The 18820-nt window shown below is 54.5% G+C and carries 13 protein-coding genes, 1 tRNA gene and 2 pseudogenes; 7 read left to right on the plus strand and 9 right to left on the minus strand.

Annotated features, from left to right (window positions below):
• The first annotated feature begins 10 nt into the window (after window positions 1-10).
• Window positions 11-1276, plus strand: coding sequence for a dicarboxylate/amino acid:cation symporter (locus tag IEW52_RS02695; RefSeq protein ID WP_188628537.1), 1266 nt, complete (start codon window positions 11-13; stop codon window positions 1274-1276).
• 243 nt (window positions 1277-1519) lie between these two features.
• Here the strand turns inward: IEW52_RS02695 and IEW52_RS02700 are convergent.
• From IEW52_RS02700 to IEW52_RS02710, 3 genes and pseudogenes are all read right to left on the minus strand, one after another.
• Window positions 1520-2614 (minus strand): annotated as a pseudogene (locus tag IEW52_RS02700) (IS1634 family transposase).
• A gap of 182 nt (window positions 2615-2796) precedes the next feature.
• Window positions 2797-3723, minus strand: coding sequence for a pirin family protein (locus IEW52_RS02705; protein WP_188628538.1), 927 nt, complete (start codon window positions 3721-3723; stop codon window positions 2797-2799).
• Window positions 3720-4289: an NADPH-dependent FMN reductase gene (locus IEW52_RS02710; RefSeq protein ID WP_188628539.1), complete on the minus strand. Its 570-nt coding sequence runs from the start codon at window positions 4287-4289 to the stop codon at window positions 3720-3722. Before IEW52_RS02710 ends, IEW52_RS02705 begins: the two co-directional genes overlap by 4 nt.
• Before the next feature lie 274 nt (window positions 4290-4563).
• Here IEW52_RS02710 and IEW52_RS02715 point away from each other — a divergent pair, with 274 nt between their 5' ends.
• Window positions 4564-5418 carry an alpha/beta fold hydrolase gene (locus IEW52_RS02715; RefSeq protein WP_188628540.1) on the plus strand — a complete coding sequence of 285 codons (855 nt, stop codon included), beginning with the start codon at window positions 4564-4566 and terminating at the stop codon, window positions 5416-5418.
• A 296-nt stretch (window positions 5419-5714) separates the two neighbouring features.
• Here the strand turns inward: IEW52_RS02715 and IEW52_RS02720 are convergent, their stop codons facing one another.
• Complete coding sequence (locus IEW52_RS02720) at window positions 5715-7808, minus strand: autotransporter family protein (RefSeq protein ID WP_188628541.1); 2094 nt, start codon at window positions 7806-7808, stop codon at window positions 5715-5717.
• A gap of 373 nt (window positions 7809-8181) precedes the next feature.
• On the opposite strand from IEW52_RS02720, the gene IEW52_RS02725 reads away from it, so the two are divergent.
• The 4 genes from IEW52_RS02725 to IEW52_RS02740 all read left to right on the plus strand — a co-directional run bounded on the left by IEW52_RS02725 (window position 8182) and on the right by IEW52_RS02740 (window position 12420).
• The gene (locus IEW52_RS02725) at window positions 8182-8838 is read left to right on the plus strand and encodes a Fe2+-dependent dioxygenase (RefSeq protein ID WP_188628542.1); all 657 of its coding nucleotides are present in this window, start codon (window positions 8182-8184) and stop codon (window positions 8836-8838) included.
• 49 nt (window positions 8839-8887) lie between these two features.
• The gene (locus tag IEW52_RS02730) at window positions 8888-10777 is read left to right on the plus strand and encodes a hypothetical protein (RefSeq protein WP_188628543.1); all 1890 of its coding nucleotides are present in this window, start codon (window positions 8888-8890) and stop codon (window positions 10775-10777) included.
• 715 nt (window positions 10778-11492) lie between these two features.
• Window positions 11493-12065, plus strand: coding sequence for a hypothetical protein (locus IEW52_RS02735; protein WP_188628544.1), 573 nt, complete (start codon window positions 11493-11495; stop codon window positions 12063-12065).
• A gap of 208 nt (window positions 12066-12273) precedes the next feature.
• Window positions 12274-12420 (plus strand): hypothetical protein, encoded by a 147-nt coding sequence (locus tag IEW52_RS02740; protein ID WP_188628545.1) that lies wholly within the window; start codon window positions 12274-12276, stop codon window positions 12418-12420.
• A gap of 361 nt (window positions 12421-12781) precedes the next feature.
• On the opposite strand, the gene IEW52_RS02745 is transcribed toward IEW52_RS02740, so the two are convergent.
• The 5 genes and pseudogenes from IEW52_RS02745 to rpsU form a co-directional block, all read right to left on the minus strand.
• Window positions 12782-12858, minus strand: a tRNA-Ile gene (locus IEW52_RS02745).
• 142 nt (window positions 12859-13000) lie between these two features.
• A pseudogene (rpoD, locus tag IEW52_RS02750) lies at window positions 13001-14839 on the minus strand (RNA polymerase sigma factor RpoD); the annotation flags it as partial.
• Between the two features lie 231 nt (window positions 14840-15070).
• Complete coding sequence (gene dnaG / locus IEW52_RS02755; protein ID WP_188628547.1) at window positions 15071-16849, minus strand: DNA primase; 1779 nt, start codon at window positions 16847-16849, stop codon at window positions 15071-15073.
• Between the two features lie 81 nt (window positions 16850-16930).
• Entirely contained in the window at window positions 16931-17374 is a 444-nt protein-coding gene (locus IEW52_RS02760; RefSeq protein WP_188628548.1) for a GatB/YqeY domain-containing protein, read from the minus strand.
• 15 nt (window positions 17375-17389) lie between these two features.
• Complete coding sequence (gene rpsU / locus IEW52_RS02765) at window positions 17390-17605, minus strand: 30S ribosomal protein S21 (RefSeq protein ID WP_087035180.1); 216 nt, start codon at window positions 17603-17605, stop codon at window positions 17390-17392.
• A gap of 179 nt (window positions 17606-17784) precedes the next feature.
• Here rpsU and tsaD point away from each other — a divergent pair, with 179 nt between their 5' ends.
• Window positions 17785-18819 carry a tRNA (adenosine(37)-N6)-threonylcarbamoyltransferase complex transferase subunit TsaD gene (tsaD, locus tag IEW52_RS02770; RefSeq protein ID WP_188628549.1) on the plus strand — a complete coding sequence of 345 codons (1035 nt, stop codon included), beginning with the start codon at window positions 17785-17787 and terminating at the stop codon, window positions 18817-18819.
• Window position 18820 lies beyond the last annotated feature (1 nt).

Below are 18820 nucleotides of genomic sequence, written 5' to 3' on the forward strand. Positions count from 1 at the left end.
AATTCAGATTATGAGTATCACTACAGCATCTGAAGTAAAGTTTAACAATACCAATTGGTGGAAACGACTGCAGATCTGGCAGAAGGTATTAATTGGTCTGGTATTAGGTGCTGCAACTGGCTTCTTGCTGGGAGAAGATGCGGCCATTTTGCATCCCATCGGAAAGGCTTTTATCGCCGCCATCAAGATGCTGGTTGTACCCCTGATTTTTATCTCCCTAGTCTGTGGAGTTACCGCCATCAAGGATGTGACCCGAATGGGGCGGATAGGCATAAAAACCTTTGTTGCTTATATAGTGACCACAGGGATCGCGATTCCTATCGGCCTGGTTCTGGCTGTCTGGCTTGAACCCGGTGTGGGTATGGATTTGGGGAGTGCGACTGCTATTGATGTGAAATCGGCGCCAAGTATTGTCGATACTCTGCTGAATATTATCCCTACCAATCCCTTTGCCTCCTTTGCCAACGGTGATGTGCTGCAGATCATCCTGTTTGCTATCTTTCTCGGTATCGCCATCAATCTGGTTGGTGAGAAAGCGGATCCAGTGAGAAAGGTGTTTGATGCTTTTGCTGATGTGATGTACAAGCTCACCGATCTGGTGATTGCCTTCGCTCCCTACGGTGTATTTGCACTGATTGCGACTACGACGGGGCATTATGGTCTGGAAGTATTATTGCCTTTAGGTAAGGTTATTATTGGGGTTTATCTCGGTTGTATCATTCATGCGATTGTAACCCTAGGTGGTGGATTGGCGTTGTTAGCACGCCTAAATCCCATCCCGTTTTTTAAGGGAATTTTTGAAGCTCAGCTAGTTGCTTTCAGTACTACTACTGCTGCTGGTACCTTACCCGTAACCATGGCCTGTGCGCGAGACAACCTGGGAGTCTCCAAGGATGTTGCCAGTTTTGTTTTGCCCGTAGGTACCACTATTAATCTGGATGGCACCGCACTCTATCAGGCGTTGACTGCCGTATTTATTGCTCAGGCCTATGGTATTGATTTGGGAATGGCCGAGTATGGCATGATCTTGCTGACCGCCATTCTGGCTTCCATAGGAACTGCATCGGTACCTGGCGGTGGCCTGATTGTGCTGTCTCTAGTGTTGAGTTCGGTCGGTCTGCCGCTCGAAGGGATTGCCCTGGTTGCTGGTATCGACCGAATACTGGACATGGCTCGTACCACCATCAACGTCACCGGTGATGCAGCGGTATCCGTCTTGATCGCCCACAGTGAAGGTGAGCTGGACAAAGATATTTATTACAAGAAAGCCGGATGATCTATTTGCTATATACGATAGGAGCACTGACGTGCTCCTATCGTTAAGTATCTTTACCATCTTGATATGAATAACTGAAACCCTAGCCGAGAGCATAGCCAAACAGGCTAGTATTGCTCGAATACTGAACTTACTTAAACTGAAACCGCAATAAAAAGAGCTAGCAGGTATTAACCTACTAGCTCTTTTTTAGAGATATTTGGTGGCCCCTCCCAGACTTGAATCCGACATTCCGCACCTAATTCAGGAATAAATGGCCTGATAGCGTTCACCAAGTGCTTCAAGAATGGTCTGTTGCGGCGGTTGAATATTGACGATCAGCTGTGTTCGTCTCCCACCGACAGTTCATGAATCCCGCTGAAGCACAGGAATACCCACCGCGCGGTAGGATTCTGGCTCGGTTTCTTCCTCATGTCCGGGAAACTGAGCGCTTCCTGCCGTAGCGATTGCCGAATGCGGTGCTCCAGCGCAGCATAAATCATCAGGCTACACGTCATCACCATCAGTAACGCTTCGATGCGCTCTGGTTTTTTCAGGAACAGAGAAGAGGTCAGGAACTCCGGGCTTTTCAGAAAACGGAAGCCGCGTTCTACCGCTTGTTGGGATTTGTAGGTTGCGAGGAGTCCGGCCATGTCTAGGTGATCACTCAGATCATTGGTCGGCAGGATAAATATTCCCGCCTGCTCCTTGGCCGTGGCCACTTTATCCAGGCAGGTCACAGCTAGACCGGTTAACTGGTAGTCGATTCTTTCCGAAGGCTGACCTTTCTTGGGCCGGCCTTTTCCGCTATAAATCGGCTGTGCCACAGTGTCTCCCTGCTCTATCCGCAATACGCGAGTCCACGGCTGAACTCGGCCAGGGCTTGCTCTACATCTTGCTGATAGGCAAAGCGTTTTTTGCATAATTGCTGGAACTGCTTGAGCTCAAGCGTGCCGTTTTTGACCAGGTTTTTGGTGACTGCCTGTTGTTCACGTTTGGTGGCTTGTTCGCTGCGCACCAGCAACCAGCGTTGTGGCACACCGGCATATCGGCCTCGAACAACGCATCGAGACAACGTCCCAAGACATCGTCATTGAGGTGCTCGGGCAGAATACCGGGGCGGAGCAGGCGTTCGGTAGGTTTATCGGCAAAAAACTGGGGAAACATGTGCAGAGTGTGACTGTGAAACCCCAGACCATTTATGATCATCGCTACCAAGGCTTCGCCGTGAGACACCTGATAATCGCCTTGCTTCGGCACAATCGCATCGACCATCTGGGCCAGCCCCAATTCACGGCACATTCCAGCCACCAAGCCCAGATGATCGAGATTTTTAATGCGATAAGAAGAAGTTGCCATGATGCTGCCGCAAAATAGGTGTAATAGATCAAACTGGCGGATCGGTGTCAAGAACCAAAAATCAGAAAATTAGGTTCGGATGACGGTTGATGTAGTTATGCATATGGTTTACAGCGGCTGTTGTATTTATGCTGGTTCAGCCTGGGACTCATCAGCTTACCGACAGCAAGGTAATGCGCGATTCACTCCGGCAACGGGATAAACTCGTCTTCGTCACCCGCCACCTTGGGAAAGGCATGGGTTGTCCAATCGATCTTGGCCTGTTCGATGCGCTCGCGGCGACTGGACACGAAGTTCCATTCCATATATCGATCGCCCAAAGACTCCCCGCCAACGATCGCAATGCGCGAATCCCGTGTGGCAGTCAGTACGATGTCGGGAACGTTTGAAAAAACGGCCATCGCGTGCTCGGGGATCCGGGTTTCAGCCGTGACCAGCTCCCCTTCGGCAATATAGACAGCACGTTCTTGGGCAACGGGCACTTTTATCTGTTGCCCCGCCAGCAGGTACGCCTCGACGTACAGCGTGTCAGCAAACACCTTGACCGGCGAGGTTGCCCCATAGGCGCTGCCCATGATCACGCGGATTGGCACGCCATCGACATCGACGCGGGGAATGTCGGTATCAGGATAGTGGTAAAACGCCGGTTCGATTTCCTCAAAGGCCTCGGGCAGGGCCAGCCACAGTTGCAGGCCGTTGAGGCGGTGCGCCGATTCGGTGACCTCCGGACGCTCCCGCTCGGAATGGGTAATGCCCTTGCCCGCGACCATAAGATTGACATCGCCGGGGCGGATGGGCTGATAACTGCCGATCGAATCTCGATGCAGTATCTCACCCTCGAACAAGTAGGTGACCGTGGCCAGGTTGATATGTGGATGTGGCCGCACATTGATCCCTTCCCCGGCAGGGAAGTCAGCCGGGCCCATATGATCAAAGAAAACCCAGGGCCCGACCATGCGCCGTTGCCTGGTCGGTAGCACTCTGCGTACCGATAAGCCGCCCAGGTCTGTGTCGCGAGGTTCGATCAACAGCTCGATGGTCTTGCATCCTGCCGGCGTGACACAGTGCTGATTAAACGTTTCCTCTGGTGTCTGTGTCTCGGTGCTCATCGCTGTTCTCCTGCCTGCAGTCGTCGCGTCCAGTCGCCCAGGGCCGTGACCAGTTTGGTGATAAATTCGCGTGTGGTCTCATCGGTAAGTCGCCCCTCGGCGTCGAAGCGATCCTGCGCAGAGGCAATCATGACTTCGGGCTTGTTCAAACAGTGCATGTCCAGAAAAACCATGGCGCGACGCAGGTCATATTGTGCGCGCACCCCTCCAAGAAGACTCATACTGGCGCTCATTATCGCGGCCGGCTTGCCGGCGAACGGCTGTGGCTGTTCACGGGAGGCCCAGTCTATGGCATTTTTCAATACCCCCGACATCGAGTAGTTGTATTCCGGGGTAGCAAATAGCAAGGCGTCAGCCGCCCTGATCTGCTTCGTGAACTTGGTCACGGCTGTCGGCACGCTCTGATCTCGCTGATCCTGATCATACAAGGGGATCTGTGAAAGGTCGGCGAATTCAATGTGAATGTTACTGGGAGCGTTGTCCCGGGCGACCCGTAAGGCTGCTGTATTGTAGGAATCTTGACGTAGGCTGCCGGAAATGCCGAGTACCTTGAGTGTGTTGGTCATCTGGTCTCCCTATACGATTGTGCTGTATTCGCGATAGATCCAGCTTAAGCGGACATGTCGAAGAGTAGTAGTGCTATTGCGATTTTTCCAGGGAAGGTGATGGCGCGTGGGCTTTTCGGGGGACGCCATCGCCAGCCAATAACACCTGGCCATCAAGTTGCGTATTATCCTATGTTTGCTTTAATTTTGGGTGCTCGCAAAACCGGGAAGGATTATCCTTGAACGAATCATTAAACAGGATGGCGCAAGATATGCAAACGGGCGGATTCGACTAATGCTACCAATAAAAGTGCGCCAAGGCCGTAAGCGCTTTGTCGCCGTTGCCCTCTGTGTGTTTCTCAGTGGCTGTGTAGGCGCGGACCTGCAGGCGCGCCGTGCGGCCTCTGCGATGACAGCCACCGAGGCGGGATGGCAGCGCAGCAACCTTGATGGAGGCCCTTTTGTGCTGGCGGCCTTTGTCCCGCCGGATTTGCAGCAGGCCGAGGTGTTAACCATCTATATTGAAGGCGACGGTTTGGCGTGGATCAATACCTCTACGCCTTCGAGTAATCCGACGCCTTTGAATCCGCTGGCCTTGAAGTTGGCACTGCGTGACCCTTCTGGCACCGCGGTTTATCTTGCTCGGCCCTGTCAGTTTGTCTCGGGGGAAGATAAGCGGGGGTGTCAGCGTCAATACTGGACCGAGCAGCGATTTGCTCCCGAGGTAATCGCTGCTAGCCTTAGCGCAATTGAGCAGCTCAAACAGCGTTTCGGTGCACAGCGAGTGGTACTGGTCGGTTATTCCGGAGGGGGGGCCGTGGCGAGTCTGGTGGCTGCGCAGCGCCAAGATGTGGAGCGTTTGATCACGGTTGCCGGGAATCTTGATCACCGCACCTGGACCCTTGAACAGCGCTTATCCCCATTAGAGGGTTCGCTCAATGCGGCGGATGCCTGGATGCAGTTGCAAGCGGTGCCGCAGACACATTTTGTGGGGGCGCGTGACGGTGTCATCGGTGTGTCCGTTGCGTTGGCTTATGCTGAGCGATTTGTACCCAGTGCGCCTTTATCCATCAAGGTTATGCCGACATTCGACCACCATTGCTGCTGGGTGGAGCAGTGGCCGATATTGTTAGAGAGCATAGTACCCTGAGCGTTGTTTATTGATACTCGGTCTGGCGCTGCAGGTGTGCGAAAGACAACGACACTTCGCATTTAAACCAGCGGTTATTGCGCTCCAGCGCCAGAAATAAAAAATCCCTGCGCTGGTTGAGCAGTGCAGGGATTGGTGGATGTATTGAAACGGTTTAGTAGGCGGTTGAAAATCTACCTACATGGACAATACAGTTTTAACATCACCTTAAAATTCTCATTTACACCACTTAAACTGCGGTTTTTCGGATATTTTAGCCTTGTCTGACGGCTTCGCTGACGCTTTTCAACATCCTGTTAGAAGGTCTTGCGCAGTTTCAGGGAGGCGGTCTGGTTCAGGAAACTCTCGCGGTGCTCGGCATTGTAGTGCAGCGAGATTTCCATGCCATTTTCGGTGTTGGTGACCAAGCTTAGGCCCGCTCGCTGCAGCCAGGGGCTTGGCTCCAGACCATAGGTGGTGAAGCCCGAGCCAGGCTCGCCGGCGAAGCTGGCGGTGATGCTGGACTGGCTGTTCAGGGCATCATAGCCCACTCCCAGGTTGGCGCTGACCACCATGTCTGGCTTGAACTCATGGCTGAGTTTGCCATCCAGGCTGAAAAGCAGCTGATCGGTTGTGCGCGAATCAACCTTGAGGTTGGCGCTGGAGCCTTGCTCGGTATAACTCTCGTCCCGGATCCAGGTGTAGTCGGTGCGTACAGATGGCGTGAAGTCGGTGCTGTCGTTCAGCGTGTAGCTGTGCGCCAGGCCAACGCCTGCGGTGGCCACTAGGCTGTTGTAATCGGATCTGGCGGTTTCGCCCAAGAACAGAATATCGCGCTTGCCCTCGGTGTTATTCAGACCAATACCTGCCTGGAAATTCAGCTCAGTGTTCGCATTCAGGCTGTGGCTGCCATAGCCAAGTAATTGAAACACATCCACCTCGGCGCTGTTGGGCGCGGTGCTGGAGTTGCCGTCAACATCAGCGTTGGCGTAGGCGAAGGCGATACCGACTCGAGTGGCGTCGAACACTGTGCTATCGGCACCCAGAGCCAGGCCCGCGGTGTTAGCTTTAAAGCCCGACGTGCCGTTGTGATCATTCTGGTCGGCCCGAGAGCCGAAAGTTTTCAGCCAGACCTTGTGGTTACCATAGAGCTCATCACCCGAGGACATGCCGCGGCGGGATTCGATACGCGACTGGATCACCCGGCCGATGCCGGTCAGTGCAGCGTTCGCGGCGATGGCGCTGTTACCGACCAGCAACGGCGTGGTCTGGGATATAGCGTCAGAGACTTCCTGCTCGGTGCCTAGGCGTCCCAGCGCATCGATAACGGTCTGCATGTTCGGGGTGGTGGCGCCGCGGTCGATAACTCGGTCCAGTGCACCCGCAGCGCCCAGAGCGCTTGGGTTGTTGTTGGCATTGACCGCATCAACGGCGGTCATGCCCTTGACGATCTTTAAGTCGATATGTCCGTCTTCGCCTTCCGTGGACAGGCTCTGGAAGTTGAACAACGCACTGTTGTCATTGACCTGGTCGAAGTTACCACTCAAGCCATGGTAGTCCGTGTAGACCACATTGTTGAGAGTTTGTCCCACGGCAAGAGTATTGGCTTGCTGCACATCAACAAAGGCCTTGCCGGCGATGTTTGCATGCCCGTGCACTTGGAGCTGGCTATACTGATCCTCGCCGTCGCCGGCAGCCATGATGCGCAGGGTACCGGCAGCACTCTGGTTGAAGTTGCCGGCTACATAGCCAGCCTGGCTGCTCATCGGCAGATCAATCAGACCGTCGTTATTAACGGTCACACCAGAGCCACCGATATGGAGCCTGCCGCGTAGCACGCCTCTCTCCAGGTTGTTGATGCTGCCGTGGCCGCTTTCATAACCTTCGTTGTAGATCGAATAACCCTCGCCGTTGGTCGCAGTACCGCTGATGGTGCCATGGTTGTTCAGGGTGCCCGTAAGGTCGCGGGTAGCTACACCGCTGGCATTGCTGTTTTCACCCTCCGCGTTGGCGCTGATAACGCCATTGTTGGTCAGGGTACCCCGCAGTGTGCCATTGATGGCAACGCCAGCCACGCTCGACGACGAATAATAGTCTTCCCCCGAACCGCTGGAGAGGATGTTGCCGTTATTGGTCAGGCTACCGATGTCTTCTCCCTCGACGTTGCCCCCGAGGTTGCCGGAGTACCACACGGCAGGGGCATTGGCGGTGCTGATGGTGACACCGGAAGCGACGGTGACCTCTTGCGAATCGTAGGGAGTGCACTGTCCCTGGTCGGCGCTAACCGTTGAGCCACAGCCGGGGACAGCCTGTGCCTGAGAGATAAACAGGCCATTGGCGCAGATGGCGGCAATGGCGCTGTACAGCGCGTTCGTTTTCCACTGAGCGCGGGGCGAGCGGCGATTTTGCATAATTCAAACATCCTTGATTAAATTGTTGTAGTGCGTTAATACCGCAGAAAACCGATAATAAGTGGATACCCTGTGCCGTGCCAGAGATTAATTCGGTTGCGGCTATAAACGGCCATCCCGACGAAATTCATATTCAGGAGCCGCAATCTGCGGTGTGACACTCTCGGCATTTCGCCATGGATTCAATGCTGTGCTTGAAAGGCCCGCAAAGCCATTCAGATGCGGGAGTAACGCACATCATCCACCAAGTAACAGGTATGGCGGCAAGCCCTTTCAAGCTGACTTGTCGGGACATATCTTATTTAAACCGTTGGAATTGTGGCGCGGGCAGGTAGAATTCTGGCAGCTCAAGTCTACCTAGAGGCCATTCGCTTTGAACTACGCCATTATCGAAAACGCGCTGCCGGCCGATCTGCTTTCTGCTATCGCCGCGGCTATTCAGACTGGCCCTTTTGAGAACGGCAAACAAACGGCTCAGGGAATGGCAAAGGCGGCCAAGAACAACCTGCAGTTATCCCCAGCGGTGCATGCTCAACTGCTCGACAGCATTGCCCTGGCCATTCACGCGCAGCCCGTTGTGCAGGCCTTCGCCATACCGCGCTTTATCGGCCGGCCTATTATCAATCGTTATGACGTGGGCATGGAGTATGGCATGCATTCCGACGGCGCTTATATTCACGATGTGCGCACTGATGTGTCCTTTACCCTGTTTCTCGATGATCCGAGTACGTACCAGGGCGGCGAGCTGGTGGTCGCGACGGCAGCGCAGACATTAACCTTCAAATTGCCGGCGGGGAGTATGGTGCTTTATCCCGCCGGCGAGCTGCACCGGGTCGCGCCGGTTACCCATGGAACGCGCCACGCTGTAGTTGGCTGGGTACAGAGTCGCATCCGCGATGCCCGCCAGCGCGAAATCATCGCCAAGCTCAGTCAAGTTCCACGGACGCTGAGTCAGGATACCAAATATGTCGAGCTGGCGACCCAGTCCGGCCAGTGCGTTCAGGAGCTGATACGCATGTGGGGCGACTGAACACTGGCCGGATTGAACTGCCCTTTTTTATTTTTACTACCCGGAGCCCATGTCCCCGATGACTCAGACCACTCTATTCGCGGGCTTTCGTGGCCGCTTGCGCCAGCCTGAGCAAACCCTACGTCTGCAGTTGAGCCACTGTCCGCAGGCTATCGACTGGCCGGCGTTGGATACCTGGTTGCGGGACAAGCTTGGTCTGGCATTGCAATCCCCGTTGCAGGGGGTTGCGTTTAGTACCGAGCCGCATCCGGTCAATGCGGTTGGTGCCTTGTTCTGGCGGATTCTGCAGGTGGCGGCAGAACTGCAGCGTGCGGCCCGCATGCCGGTGTTCGAGCCTGGCCAGATATGTGCCTTGCAGGCCGATGAGGCGCGGCCGGGTGGGTGGTTGGCGGATGTCAGTGTTGTCCATATCGACTATGTACCTGCGCAATCGACCCGTCTGGTGTATGACGCAGCCACGCTCTTGGTGCTGGGCGTAGCGGCGGACCCCAAAAGCTTTTCAACCACAGAGCCACTTTATCAGCAGCTGGAGGCCAAGGTGCTGCATCCGCTGCGTACGGTGATGCAAATGGGGCTGTCGACCTTGCCGCTGCTGACCTGTGCCCAGGAAAGCGGCATTCCGTGGCGACATCTTGGGGCCGGTCTGTTTCAGCTGGGGTGGGGAGTACATCGCCTGCACATGCAGCACAGCAAAGTGGGGTCTGACTCGGCGATTGGCGTAACAGTAGCGCAGAACAAAGGGATCGCCTGTGAATGGATGCGCCGCGCCGGATTGCCTGCACCGCAGCATCGTAGAGTCGCCAATGAAGCCGAGGCCGTTGCGACACAGGCGGTGCTGGGCTGGCCATTGGTGGTCAAGCCAGCGGATCGTGATCGCGGAGAGGGTGTGACGGTGGACATTACCACTGACGCCAAGTTGCGCAGTGCCTATCGGCAGGCTGCGCAATTATCCTCGCAGGTGTTGGTAGAGCGCCAGGTCACCGGCGTGTGCCACCGTCTGCTGGTGGTGCGCGGCAAGGTGCTGTACGCGGTAAAACGTATGCCGGTTGCCGTGCAGGGCGATGGACAGCGTACGGTCAGCGAACTGATCGCCGCCGCCAATGCCGTCCAACTGGCACTGCCGAGCTGGGTACGCGAGCCGCTGTTTCCGAGCGATACGCAGGCTCTGGATTGCTTGCAGGAAGCGGGCTGGGATCTGGCGAGCGTACCGCCTGCGGGCGTCTGGGCACAGCTGCGGCGCATTGAATCCACGCAGTGGGGCGGGTTGGACGAAGACTACTCGGCGACCCTGCACCCTGATAATGCCGCCATTGCCAGCCAAGCGGCTGCACTTTTCGATCTCGACGTAGCTGGTATCGACATAATTTCGCCGGATATTACCCGTCCCTGGCATGAAAACGGCGCCATCATCAACGAGGTGAACTCGGCACCCATGCTGGGCCAGAGTGACAGCTCAAGACGAACACTGCCGCAGGTGTTGAGGCTTTTGCTATCTGGGCCGGGGCGTATCCCGGTTGACGTCTGCGTTGGTGCTAGTCAGGCGCTGCAGATGGCGCGCCAGCGTCAGAACGCGTGGAGAGAACAGGGCCTGGCCTGCCATGTGACGAGTCACAATGTCACACTCGACGCGTCTGGGGCCGTGATGGCCATGGCGCAGGAGGGACTGTTTGCCCGCTGCACGGCACTGCTCGGTAATCGGGCTGTGGCAGCGCTGGTGCTGGTGGTGCAGACCGATGAATTGCTTGATATCGGTTTGCCCATCGATGCAGTGGATCTGCTTTTGAGCAGCGGTGAGCCAATAGCCGCCTGGTGTCAGGGAAAGTCTATCGACAGTGCGGCGCGCACCGAAAAGATGCTGGCGCACCTGCAGAGAATATCCGGGAAATACGAGGCTGACGCCCAGTTGCATGAGGTAGGGAGTCTGCGCCTGGAGAGCTAACAGGTCCAGTCAGCCGCTGCCCAGTTCTGCTCAGGATTATGTAGAGCAGAGGATACACCTTAACGACTACTGCATCCGTCACCCCGCCGCTACCTATCTGGTGCAGGCTGAAGGTACTCCCGAGGGGGCACCCCGTTACAGGTGCGTAGAGGCGCGATCGTTGGCTATTTATAAAATTTTTCTGATAGGTGGTTGTTGTTTATGTTTGCTCGGTGAAGGGGAGGCGCGACCGGCACGGCCACCACTCGGCAGCCCTTGCGGGGCAAGGCTCACAGTGGGTAAGCGGCTCGATGTGCTGCCCTTGGCTGGCGCAGTGAAACAACAACTTCGGCACCTTCAAAGACAGGCCCGGTAAGGGTTGGCCCCTGGTGCTGCTGTTGACCCAAAAGCTCCGAAATTTAGCCGGAGTCCGCGACTCTGCGCCCCCGTGGACTGATGAACCGCGCCAGCAAGGACCCGCGAAATGTACAGCCGGGCAGGCTCACCCAAACGGTCCAGCACCTATCACAGCTGTTTTTCTGACTTGCTGTGGATAATTCAGGCTATCGCACCGACATGAGAGGCATCAAAGAACAGACCTCCAAGTTCAAAGCTGAACGGGATAACGTTGAAAAGGACATTGGCGGTAGTCAGGCGGCCCCCATTAACTGATACGGTGCGAGTATTCAGAAGGCCAACGGCGGGTTACTATCATCTTAAAAAAGATGAGGTAGATATGCCTGACTGGATAATATCGTTGTTAAGTGCCGCTTTTGGGGCTGTTTTAGGGGGCTCGCTATCTTGGTGGTTGGAGCAAAGGAGAGTTTCAAAAGCTAAAGACTATCTGTATCTAGATGTCTCAGATTTAACCCACAATGTGAAAGATTTATTGCTCAGCTATTCAAGTATTTGCAGCTATACAGAGGTTAAAAACATCCGGTTGAAAATGGATTTCCATGATTGGGCTTTTAACTCTTTAGTTCAATACTGTGCTGGATACATGGAGCCAGAGGAAAGAAGGATGATGAAAAGAATTCCAACACTAGTAAAAGCCCTTCACGAACGCCTTGATGTGATAGGAGAGCTCTTCATCAACAATCCTCCTGACGTTTACTTTTCGGCCAAGTACCATCAAAAGATTATATTTATTATTCATGCTTGTGCGGAGCTTTATTACATCCTCTATGTGTTAAATGTTCATAAAGAAAAGTTCTGTTTCCCATCTGAATATGATGAGAAATTATTTGTCAGGAAGGGGCTAGAGTGGTCGAACCTTCCTCTCGAGAAAATTCAAGATATCATGCGGTAAAGATATTAAACCAATCCGGTCCAGCGCCGGGCACGGCTACCCAGGGCAAAGCGCCAGCCGCCAAGCTGATCCCCAAAGGCTGCCGGATAGGTGCGCTTTCTTGTTAGAAACGACAAAGGGTTTTGTCAGAAACGACAAACGGCCCGGCGACTTAGCGGAGACGCGACCGGGCCAGCCAGTGGCCAGACTCCCCAGGGGCTGCCGTTCTGTGGCCAGGCAAGACCCCAGCACGGCAACCGCCACACCACCCGCCACCCTGGCGACGTCTTGCGGGGCAGAGCTGGCGCGGGTTTGCTGGTGGTCGCGATGCGTTACCCGCTACACCACCCGCCACGGTAGCCGCCAGACCCGGTAACACCAACGGGCGCAACATAGCGCCGGTCAAAGCCGGTTTTCCGGCCTTGAGGTATTTACCCAGGAGCGAGCGCCAGCAATGAGGGTACGCCGAATAGGGCGCGGATTTACAGAGTAGGTAGGGCGAGGGCTTGCGGTAGAGGCTGCCACTTTAGGCGCGGGTTTGGGCGTTACCATTATGCCGGGATCAGTAAATTGGTTGATTGGTTAGGGGATCGGTGGTGCTGGCGCTGGCCATGATGGAGCGTTTCGCCCTGGTGAATCGGGCTGTTTTGTTTCCCTGGCTATCCCGCTGCAAAGCGGCACATAGGCGGCACAGAAAAAAAGGGTTAGCGGCTGTTAACCTGCTAACCCTTGGTATTTGGTGGCCCCTCCCAGACTTGAACTGGGGACCTAACGATTATGAGTCGTGTGCTCTAACCAACTGAGCTAAGGGGCCTGAAGTGGTGGTGATTATAAGTAAAGCCGTGTGGGCTGTCTAGTCGGGCGGTCTGATATCCGTTTGATTTTTAAACGGTTGGCAAAAGAAAAAGGGCGCTGATGCGCCCTTTTGTCATTTTGCTGTGCCTGATGCGTAAAGCTTACTCGTCGAGGAAGCTGCGCAGCACTTCGGAACGGCTGGGGTGGCGCAGCTTGCGCAGTGCCTTGGCTTCAATCTGGCGAATACGCTCACGGGTAACGTCAAACTGCTTGCCTACTTCTTCCAGCGTATGATCGGTATTCATGTCGATACCGAAGCGCATCCGCAGTACCTTGGCTTCACGCGCGGTCAAGCCAGACAGTACGTCTTTGGTGGCGTTGCGCAGGCTTTCGCTGGTGGCTTGATCCGCAGGCAAGGACAGGGTTGTATCCTCGATAAAATCACCCAAGTGCGAGTCTTCATCATCACCGATGGGGGTTTCCATCGAGATTGGCTCTTTGGCAATTTTAAGTACCTTGCGAATTTTGTCTTCCGGCATTGCCATGCGATGCGCCAGTTCTTCCGGCGTCGGCTCGCGGCCCATTTCTTGCAGCATTTGGCGGGAAACACGGTTGAGCTTGTTGATGGTCTCAATCATGTGCACCGGAATACGAATGGTGCGCGCCTGATCGGCAATAGAACGGGTAATGGCCTGACGGATCCACCAGGTGGCGTAGGTTGAAAACTTGTAGCCACGGCGATATTCAAACTTGTCTACCGCTTTCATCAAGCCGATGTTGCCTTCCTGGATCAAATCAAGGAACTGCAAGCCACGGTTGGTGTACTTTTTGGCGATGGAAATAACCAGACGCAGGTTAGCCTCAACCATCTCTTTCTTCGCACGGCGAGCCTTGGCTTCACCTATGCTCATGCGACGGTTGATGTCTTTAATCTGCGAAATAGTCAGCCTGGTTTCTTCTTCCACCAGCTTGAGCTTGCCAATGGAGCGCAGTACGTCTTCGGATACGTCTTCCAGTCTGCCCGACCAGGTTTTGCCAGAAGCCAGCTGCTTGTTGAACCATTCTGGATCACTTTCGTTTTGCGCAAAGGCCTGCACGAATGTTTTCTTCGGCATTTTGCACTGCTCAACACACAGCTTGAGAATCAGACGCTCTTGCACGCGAACACGGGTCATGGTGTCGCGCATGGCATTAACCAGACGATCAAACTGCTTGGGGATCAACCGGAATTCGCGGAAGATATACGCCAGTTCGGCTATTTCTTTGGTCGCTTCGGTTGAAGTACGGCCCTTGCTGTCGATGACGCCACGCATGATTTCGTACTGCTCGCGCAGGGCACCAAATTTTTCGCGTGCAAGTTCGGGATCGGGGCCAGTATCAACTTCTTCCTCGTCCTCGGCGTCTTCGTCTTCATCTTCGTCTTCCAGCTCTTTGTCGCTCAGCTCAGAGCCGATATGCGTTGCGGTGGGCGCTGCAGTTTCGGTTGAATCTGGGTCGAGAAAGCCGGAGATAATGTCGCTCAGTTTAATATCGCCTGCTTCGAAGCGGTCAAACTGATCCAGCAAGGTGGTAATAGTCTCGGGATATTCGGATACCGAGCTTTGCACCTGATTGATGCCTTCTTCGATCCGTTTGGCGATATCGATTTCGCCTTCACGGGTCAGCAGTTCTACCGTCCCCATTTCGCGCATGTACATGCGCACTGGGTCGGTCGTACGGCCAATTTCAGATTCAACAGAAGCCAGTGCCTGAGCAGCGGCTTCGGCGGCGTCTTCATCGGCCGAAGTTTCAGACATCATCAAGTCATCGGCATCGGGGGCAGTTTCTACCACCTGAATACCCATGTCATTGATCATTTGAATAATATCTTCAATCTGATCAGAGTCGACAATGTCTTGAGGAAGATGATCGTTAACGTCGGCATAAGTCAGGTACCCCTGTTCTTTACCTTTGGCAACGAGAAGTTTAAGCTGTGACTGTGGGGTTTGCTCCATAGAACTCGTCCGGTTAGATGTTGCAAGAGGGTGTAGGCAATTCGGCTCACGTTTATGTGGCGCACAATTAGCCGATTATAACAAAACTTAACCAACGTCGCTATGCTGTTGGTGTGTGCTTGCCAACACGCCCTGCCTTGATAGTCGGTGAGAGTGTTGCAGCTTTCTAGGGTTTAATATTACCCGTTGACCGGGCCTGTTTTACTTTATGGGGGCGTCGCACCCAATTTTCAATGATCAGTTATTGCCTGCTTTGCTCTCGCTGAGCAACAGCATTAATTCTTGTGTTTCTACTGCCGTAAGACCGCCTTGCCTGCTCTTTTGTTGCAGCATTTCTATGCGCCCCGCCAGATAATCGTTAATCAGCACCACGAAGATATCCTGCAGTTCCTGCTCTATGTGCTCGCCGGCGAATAAATCATCCGCCATGGCTAACCGGGCAAGTGCTCGTCCAGAGTCATGCCCACGCCAATGCTCAAGCAATTGGGCTGTGGTGATGTCTGGCTGGCGTTGTACCAGAGTTAACAGGCTTTGCAATAAGTCCATTCCCGGAGTCGATAGCTCGGCCAGATCCGGCATTGTTGGCAATTTGGCTGCGGCAGCCGGATATTGTAGCACAAGGGCAATGGCTCGGCGAATAGGTGTCAGCTTAATCTTTTTATTTGCTTGCCGGTTTGCCGGAGCAGGGGATTGCCCGCCCGGTTGCAGGCGATTGAACAAGTCACGCACCCGGCGTTCGTTTTCGCCCCAGTTAAGTTGGCGAGACAGCTGAGTGATCAGCCCCTCCCGGGTAAATCCTTCCGGCACTCTGATAATGGCTTCTGCGGCTTTGTTTGCCAGCTCGTGCTGGCCGGCATCGCCGCCCATGGTGTCTTGTGCCAGACGTTCAAATAGAAAATCCCCAAAATTCTGGGCATTATCCAACTGCTGGGTAAAGGCATCACAGCCCAGCTTGCGCACCAGGGTGTCCGGGTCTTCACCGTCGGGCAAGAAGACAAACTTGAGGCTGCGTCCGTCTTGCAGCAGCGGCAGGGCATTTTCCAGTGCGCGCCATGCCGCTTCGCGCCCGGCTCGGTCACCGTCGTAACAACAGATCACTTCTCGTGTGGTGCGAAACAGCAATTGCAAATGCTCGACCGTGGTCGCGGTTCCCAGGCTGGCCACGGCATAATCGATCCCGAATTGCGCCAGTGCCACCACATCCATGTAGCCTTCGACGATCAGGATGCGTTCGGGGTTACGGTGCGCCTGGCGCACTTCATACAAGCCATATAGTTCACGGCCTTTATGAAACACCGGAGTTTCCGGAGAGTTCAGGTACTTGGGGGTGCCATCACCCAGTACCCGGCCACCAAAACCGATCACCCGGCCTCGGCGATCATGAATCGGGAACATGATGCGATCGCGAAACCGGTCGTACACTCGGCCATTGTCGCTTTTCAGTAGCATGCCGCCTTCGATCAGCTGGCTTTCCGCCTCGGCATGAGTGGCAAACTTTCGTTTTACGCCATCCCATTGCTCGGGCACATAGCCGATATTAAAGCGCTTGACCACTTCACCACTCAGACCGCGCCCTTTCAGATAGCTAATGGCGGCTTGCGATTGGCGTAGCTGGGTTTGATAAAAGCGGCTGATGTCTTGCAGCTGGGCATATAAATCCTGACGTACGGCTTTGGCTGCCGCTTGTTGCTGCGGGGTCAGCGAAGAGCCACTGTTCTCGCGAGGTACGGTTAGCCCGTGCATACCGGCGAGCTCGTCGATAGCGTCGAGAAATTCCAGCCCGTCATATTCCATCAAGAAGCCGAGCACAGTGCCGTGGGCACCACAGCCAAAGCAGTGATAAAACTGTTTTTCGTGACTAACGGTAAAGGAAGGTGATTTTTCGTTATGAAAGGGGCAGCAGGCTTGATAGTTTTTGCCGGCTTTTTTTAATTTTACCCGTTGATCGATAAGATCGACGATGTCGGTTCTGGCCAACAGGTCGTCAATAAAAGATTGGGGGATTCTGCCTGACATTATTCACCGGGAAAGCGAAGAAAAAACAAAGCCGTGCATCATAAAGAAGCACGGCCCGTTGGCAGGGAACTGCGTAAACCGTTAAGCCAGTTTGGCTTTAATGCTTGCGCTGACCTTACCCATATCTGCACGTCCCTGGATTTGCGGTTTTAACACCGCCATGACTTTGCCCATATCCTGCATGCCACTAGCGCCGGTGTCGGCGATGGCATTATTGAGCAAAGTGTCCAGTTCGTCTGCGGTAAGAGGTTGCGGCAGGAATTCCTGCAGCACCACGATTTCCTGGCGCTCACCATCGGCTAGCTCTTGGCGTCCGGCCTGCTCAAATTGAGTGGCGGCGTCTTTGCGCTGCTTTACCATTTTGGTAACGATGGCAATGATGGCGTCATCTTCCAGGTTTTCGCGGCTGTCTATCTCTTTTTGTTTGATCTCTGCCAGCAGCATACGCAAGGTGCCGAGGCGCGCCTTGTTTCTGGCACGCATGGCGATCTTTTGCTGTTCAGACAGTTGGTCTTTTAAGGACACGAGATCAACTACAGCTTAGTACAGACGAATACGGCGTGCGTTTTCGCGAGACAGCTTCTTGGCATGACGCTTAACAGCAGCTGCCTTGGCGCGCTTGCGTACAGTAGTCGGCTTCTCGTATTGCTCGCGACGACGCACTTCAGACAGAATACCGGCCTTTTCGCAGGAACGCTTGAAACGACGTAGAGCTACGTCGAAGGGCTCGTTTTCACGTACTTTAATTACTGGCATGTGCCTCTCACCTCGGTTAACTGGTTTTTTAGTAAACCAGTTTGTCTAATAAAAATGGTGCGAAATTTTACTCTGAACCAGGACCTAAAGTAAAGTCCGACGGCAGTTCGCTGGTTAAAAAATCACTTAAAGGGTAACATAAGCCCCACTTTTTCGACAGCCTTGAATGATAGACCGACATGCGTGTACTAGGAATAGAAACCTCCTGTGATGAAACCGGCATTGCCATATATGACGACAAGCTGGGTATTATGGCTCACCAGTTATACAGCCAGGTAGCGCTGCATGCGGACTATGGCGGTGTGGTGCCCGAGCTGGCCAGCCGGGATCATATTCGTAAAACCATTCCCTTGATTGAAGCCGCTCTGGCCGATGCCGGCTGTACCAAAGACGATATTGACGGGGTGGCATTTACCGCAGGCCCTGGCTTGATGGGGGCTTTGCTGGTGGGGGCAACCATAGGCCGCAGCCTGGCGTTTGCCTGGAACAAGCCGGCGGTGGCCGTGCATCACATGGAAGGCCACTTACTGGCCCCTATGCTGGAGGAGCAAGCACCGGAGTTTCCGTTTGTTGCTCTTTTGGTGTCCGGTGGTCACACCTTGTTGGTACGGGTTGATGGCATCGGGCGTTATGAAATTCTGGGCGAGTCGGTCGACGATGCGGCCGGCGAGGCGTTTGATAAGACGGCCAAGCTGATGGGGCTGGATTATCCCGGAGGCCCTCGTTTGGCTAAATTAGCGGAACAAGGTCAGCCTAACCGTTTCAAGTTCCCCCGGCCCATGACCGACCGCCCTGGGCTGGATTTCAGTTTTTCCGGCCTGAAAACGGCGACCGCCACCACTATCGCCGCCGAAAGCAAGACGGCAGTCGAGGGGCAAATAGATCAGCAGACCCGTGCCGATATTGCCCACGCGTTTCAGCAGGCGGTGGTGGACACTTTGGCCATCAAGTGCAAGCGCGCCTTGAAGCAAACGGGCTTGAATCGTTTGGTGGTGGCCGGCGGCGTGAGCGCCAATGTCTCGTTGCGTACTCAGTTGAGCGAGCTGATGAGCAGTCTGCAGGGGGAGGTATTTTATCCGCGCAATGAATATTGCACCGACAATGGTGCCATGATTGCCTTTGCCGGTCTGCAGCGATTAAAAGCCGGTGATCTAGAGCCGCTGGCAGTGCGGGCTCGGCCGCGCTGGCCGTTGGACGAACTAACTGCTGTTTAAA

The organism is Oceanisphaera marina, from assembly GCF_014643915.1.
Lineage (GTDB): Bacteria > Pseudomonadota > Gammaproteobacteria > Enterobacterales > Aeromonadaceae > Oceanimonas > Oceanimonas marina.

Coding starts and splice junctions, on each gene's coding strand:
- IEW52_RS02695 (WP_188628537.1), top strand. CDS start 11: ATGAGTATCACTACAGCATCTGAAGTAAAGTTTAACAATACCAATTGG.
- IEW52_RS02720 (WP_188628541.1), bottom strand. CDS start 7,808: ATGCAAAATCGCCGCTCGCCCCGCGCTCAGTGGAAAACGAACGCGCTG.
- tsaD (WP_188628549.1), top strand. CDS start 17,785: ATGCGTGTACTAGGAATAGAAACCTCCTGTGATGAAACCGGCATTGCC.
- rpsU (WP_087035180.1), bottom strand. CDS start 17,605: ATGCCAGTAATTAAAGTACGTGAAAACGAGCCCTTCGACGTAGCTCTA.
- IEW52_RS02730 (WP_188628543.1), top strand. CDS start 8,888: ATGTCCCCGATGACTCAGACCACTCTATTCGCGGGCTTTCGTGGCCGC.
- IEW52_RS02710 (WP_188628539.1), bottom strand. CDS start 4,289: ATGACCAACACACTCAAGGTACTCGGCATTTCCGGCAGCCTACGTCAA.
- IEW52_RS02705 (WP_188628538.1), bottom strand. CDS start 3,723: ATGAGCACCGAGACACAGACACCAGAGGAAACGTTTAATCAGCACTGT.
- dnaG (WP_188628547.1), bottom strand. CDS start 16,849: ATGTCAGGCAGAATCCCCCAATCTTTTATTGACGACCTGTTGGCCAGA.
- IEW52_RS02715 (WP_188628540.1), top strand. CDS start 4,564: ATGCTACCAATAAAAGTGCGCCAAGGCCGTAAGCGCTTTGTCGCCGTT.
- IEW52_RS02735 (WP_188628544.1), top strand. CDS start 11,493: ATGCCTGACTGGATAATATCGTTGTTAAGTGCCGCTTTTGGGGCTGTT.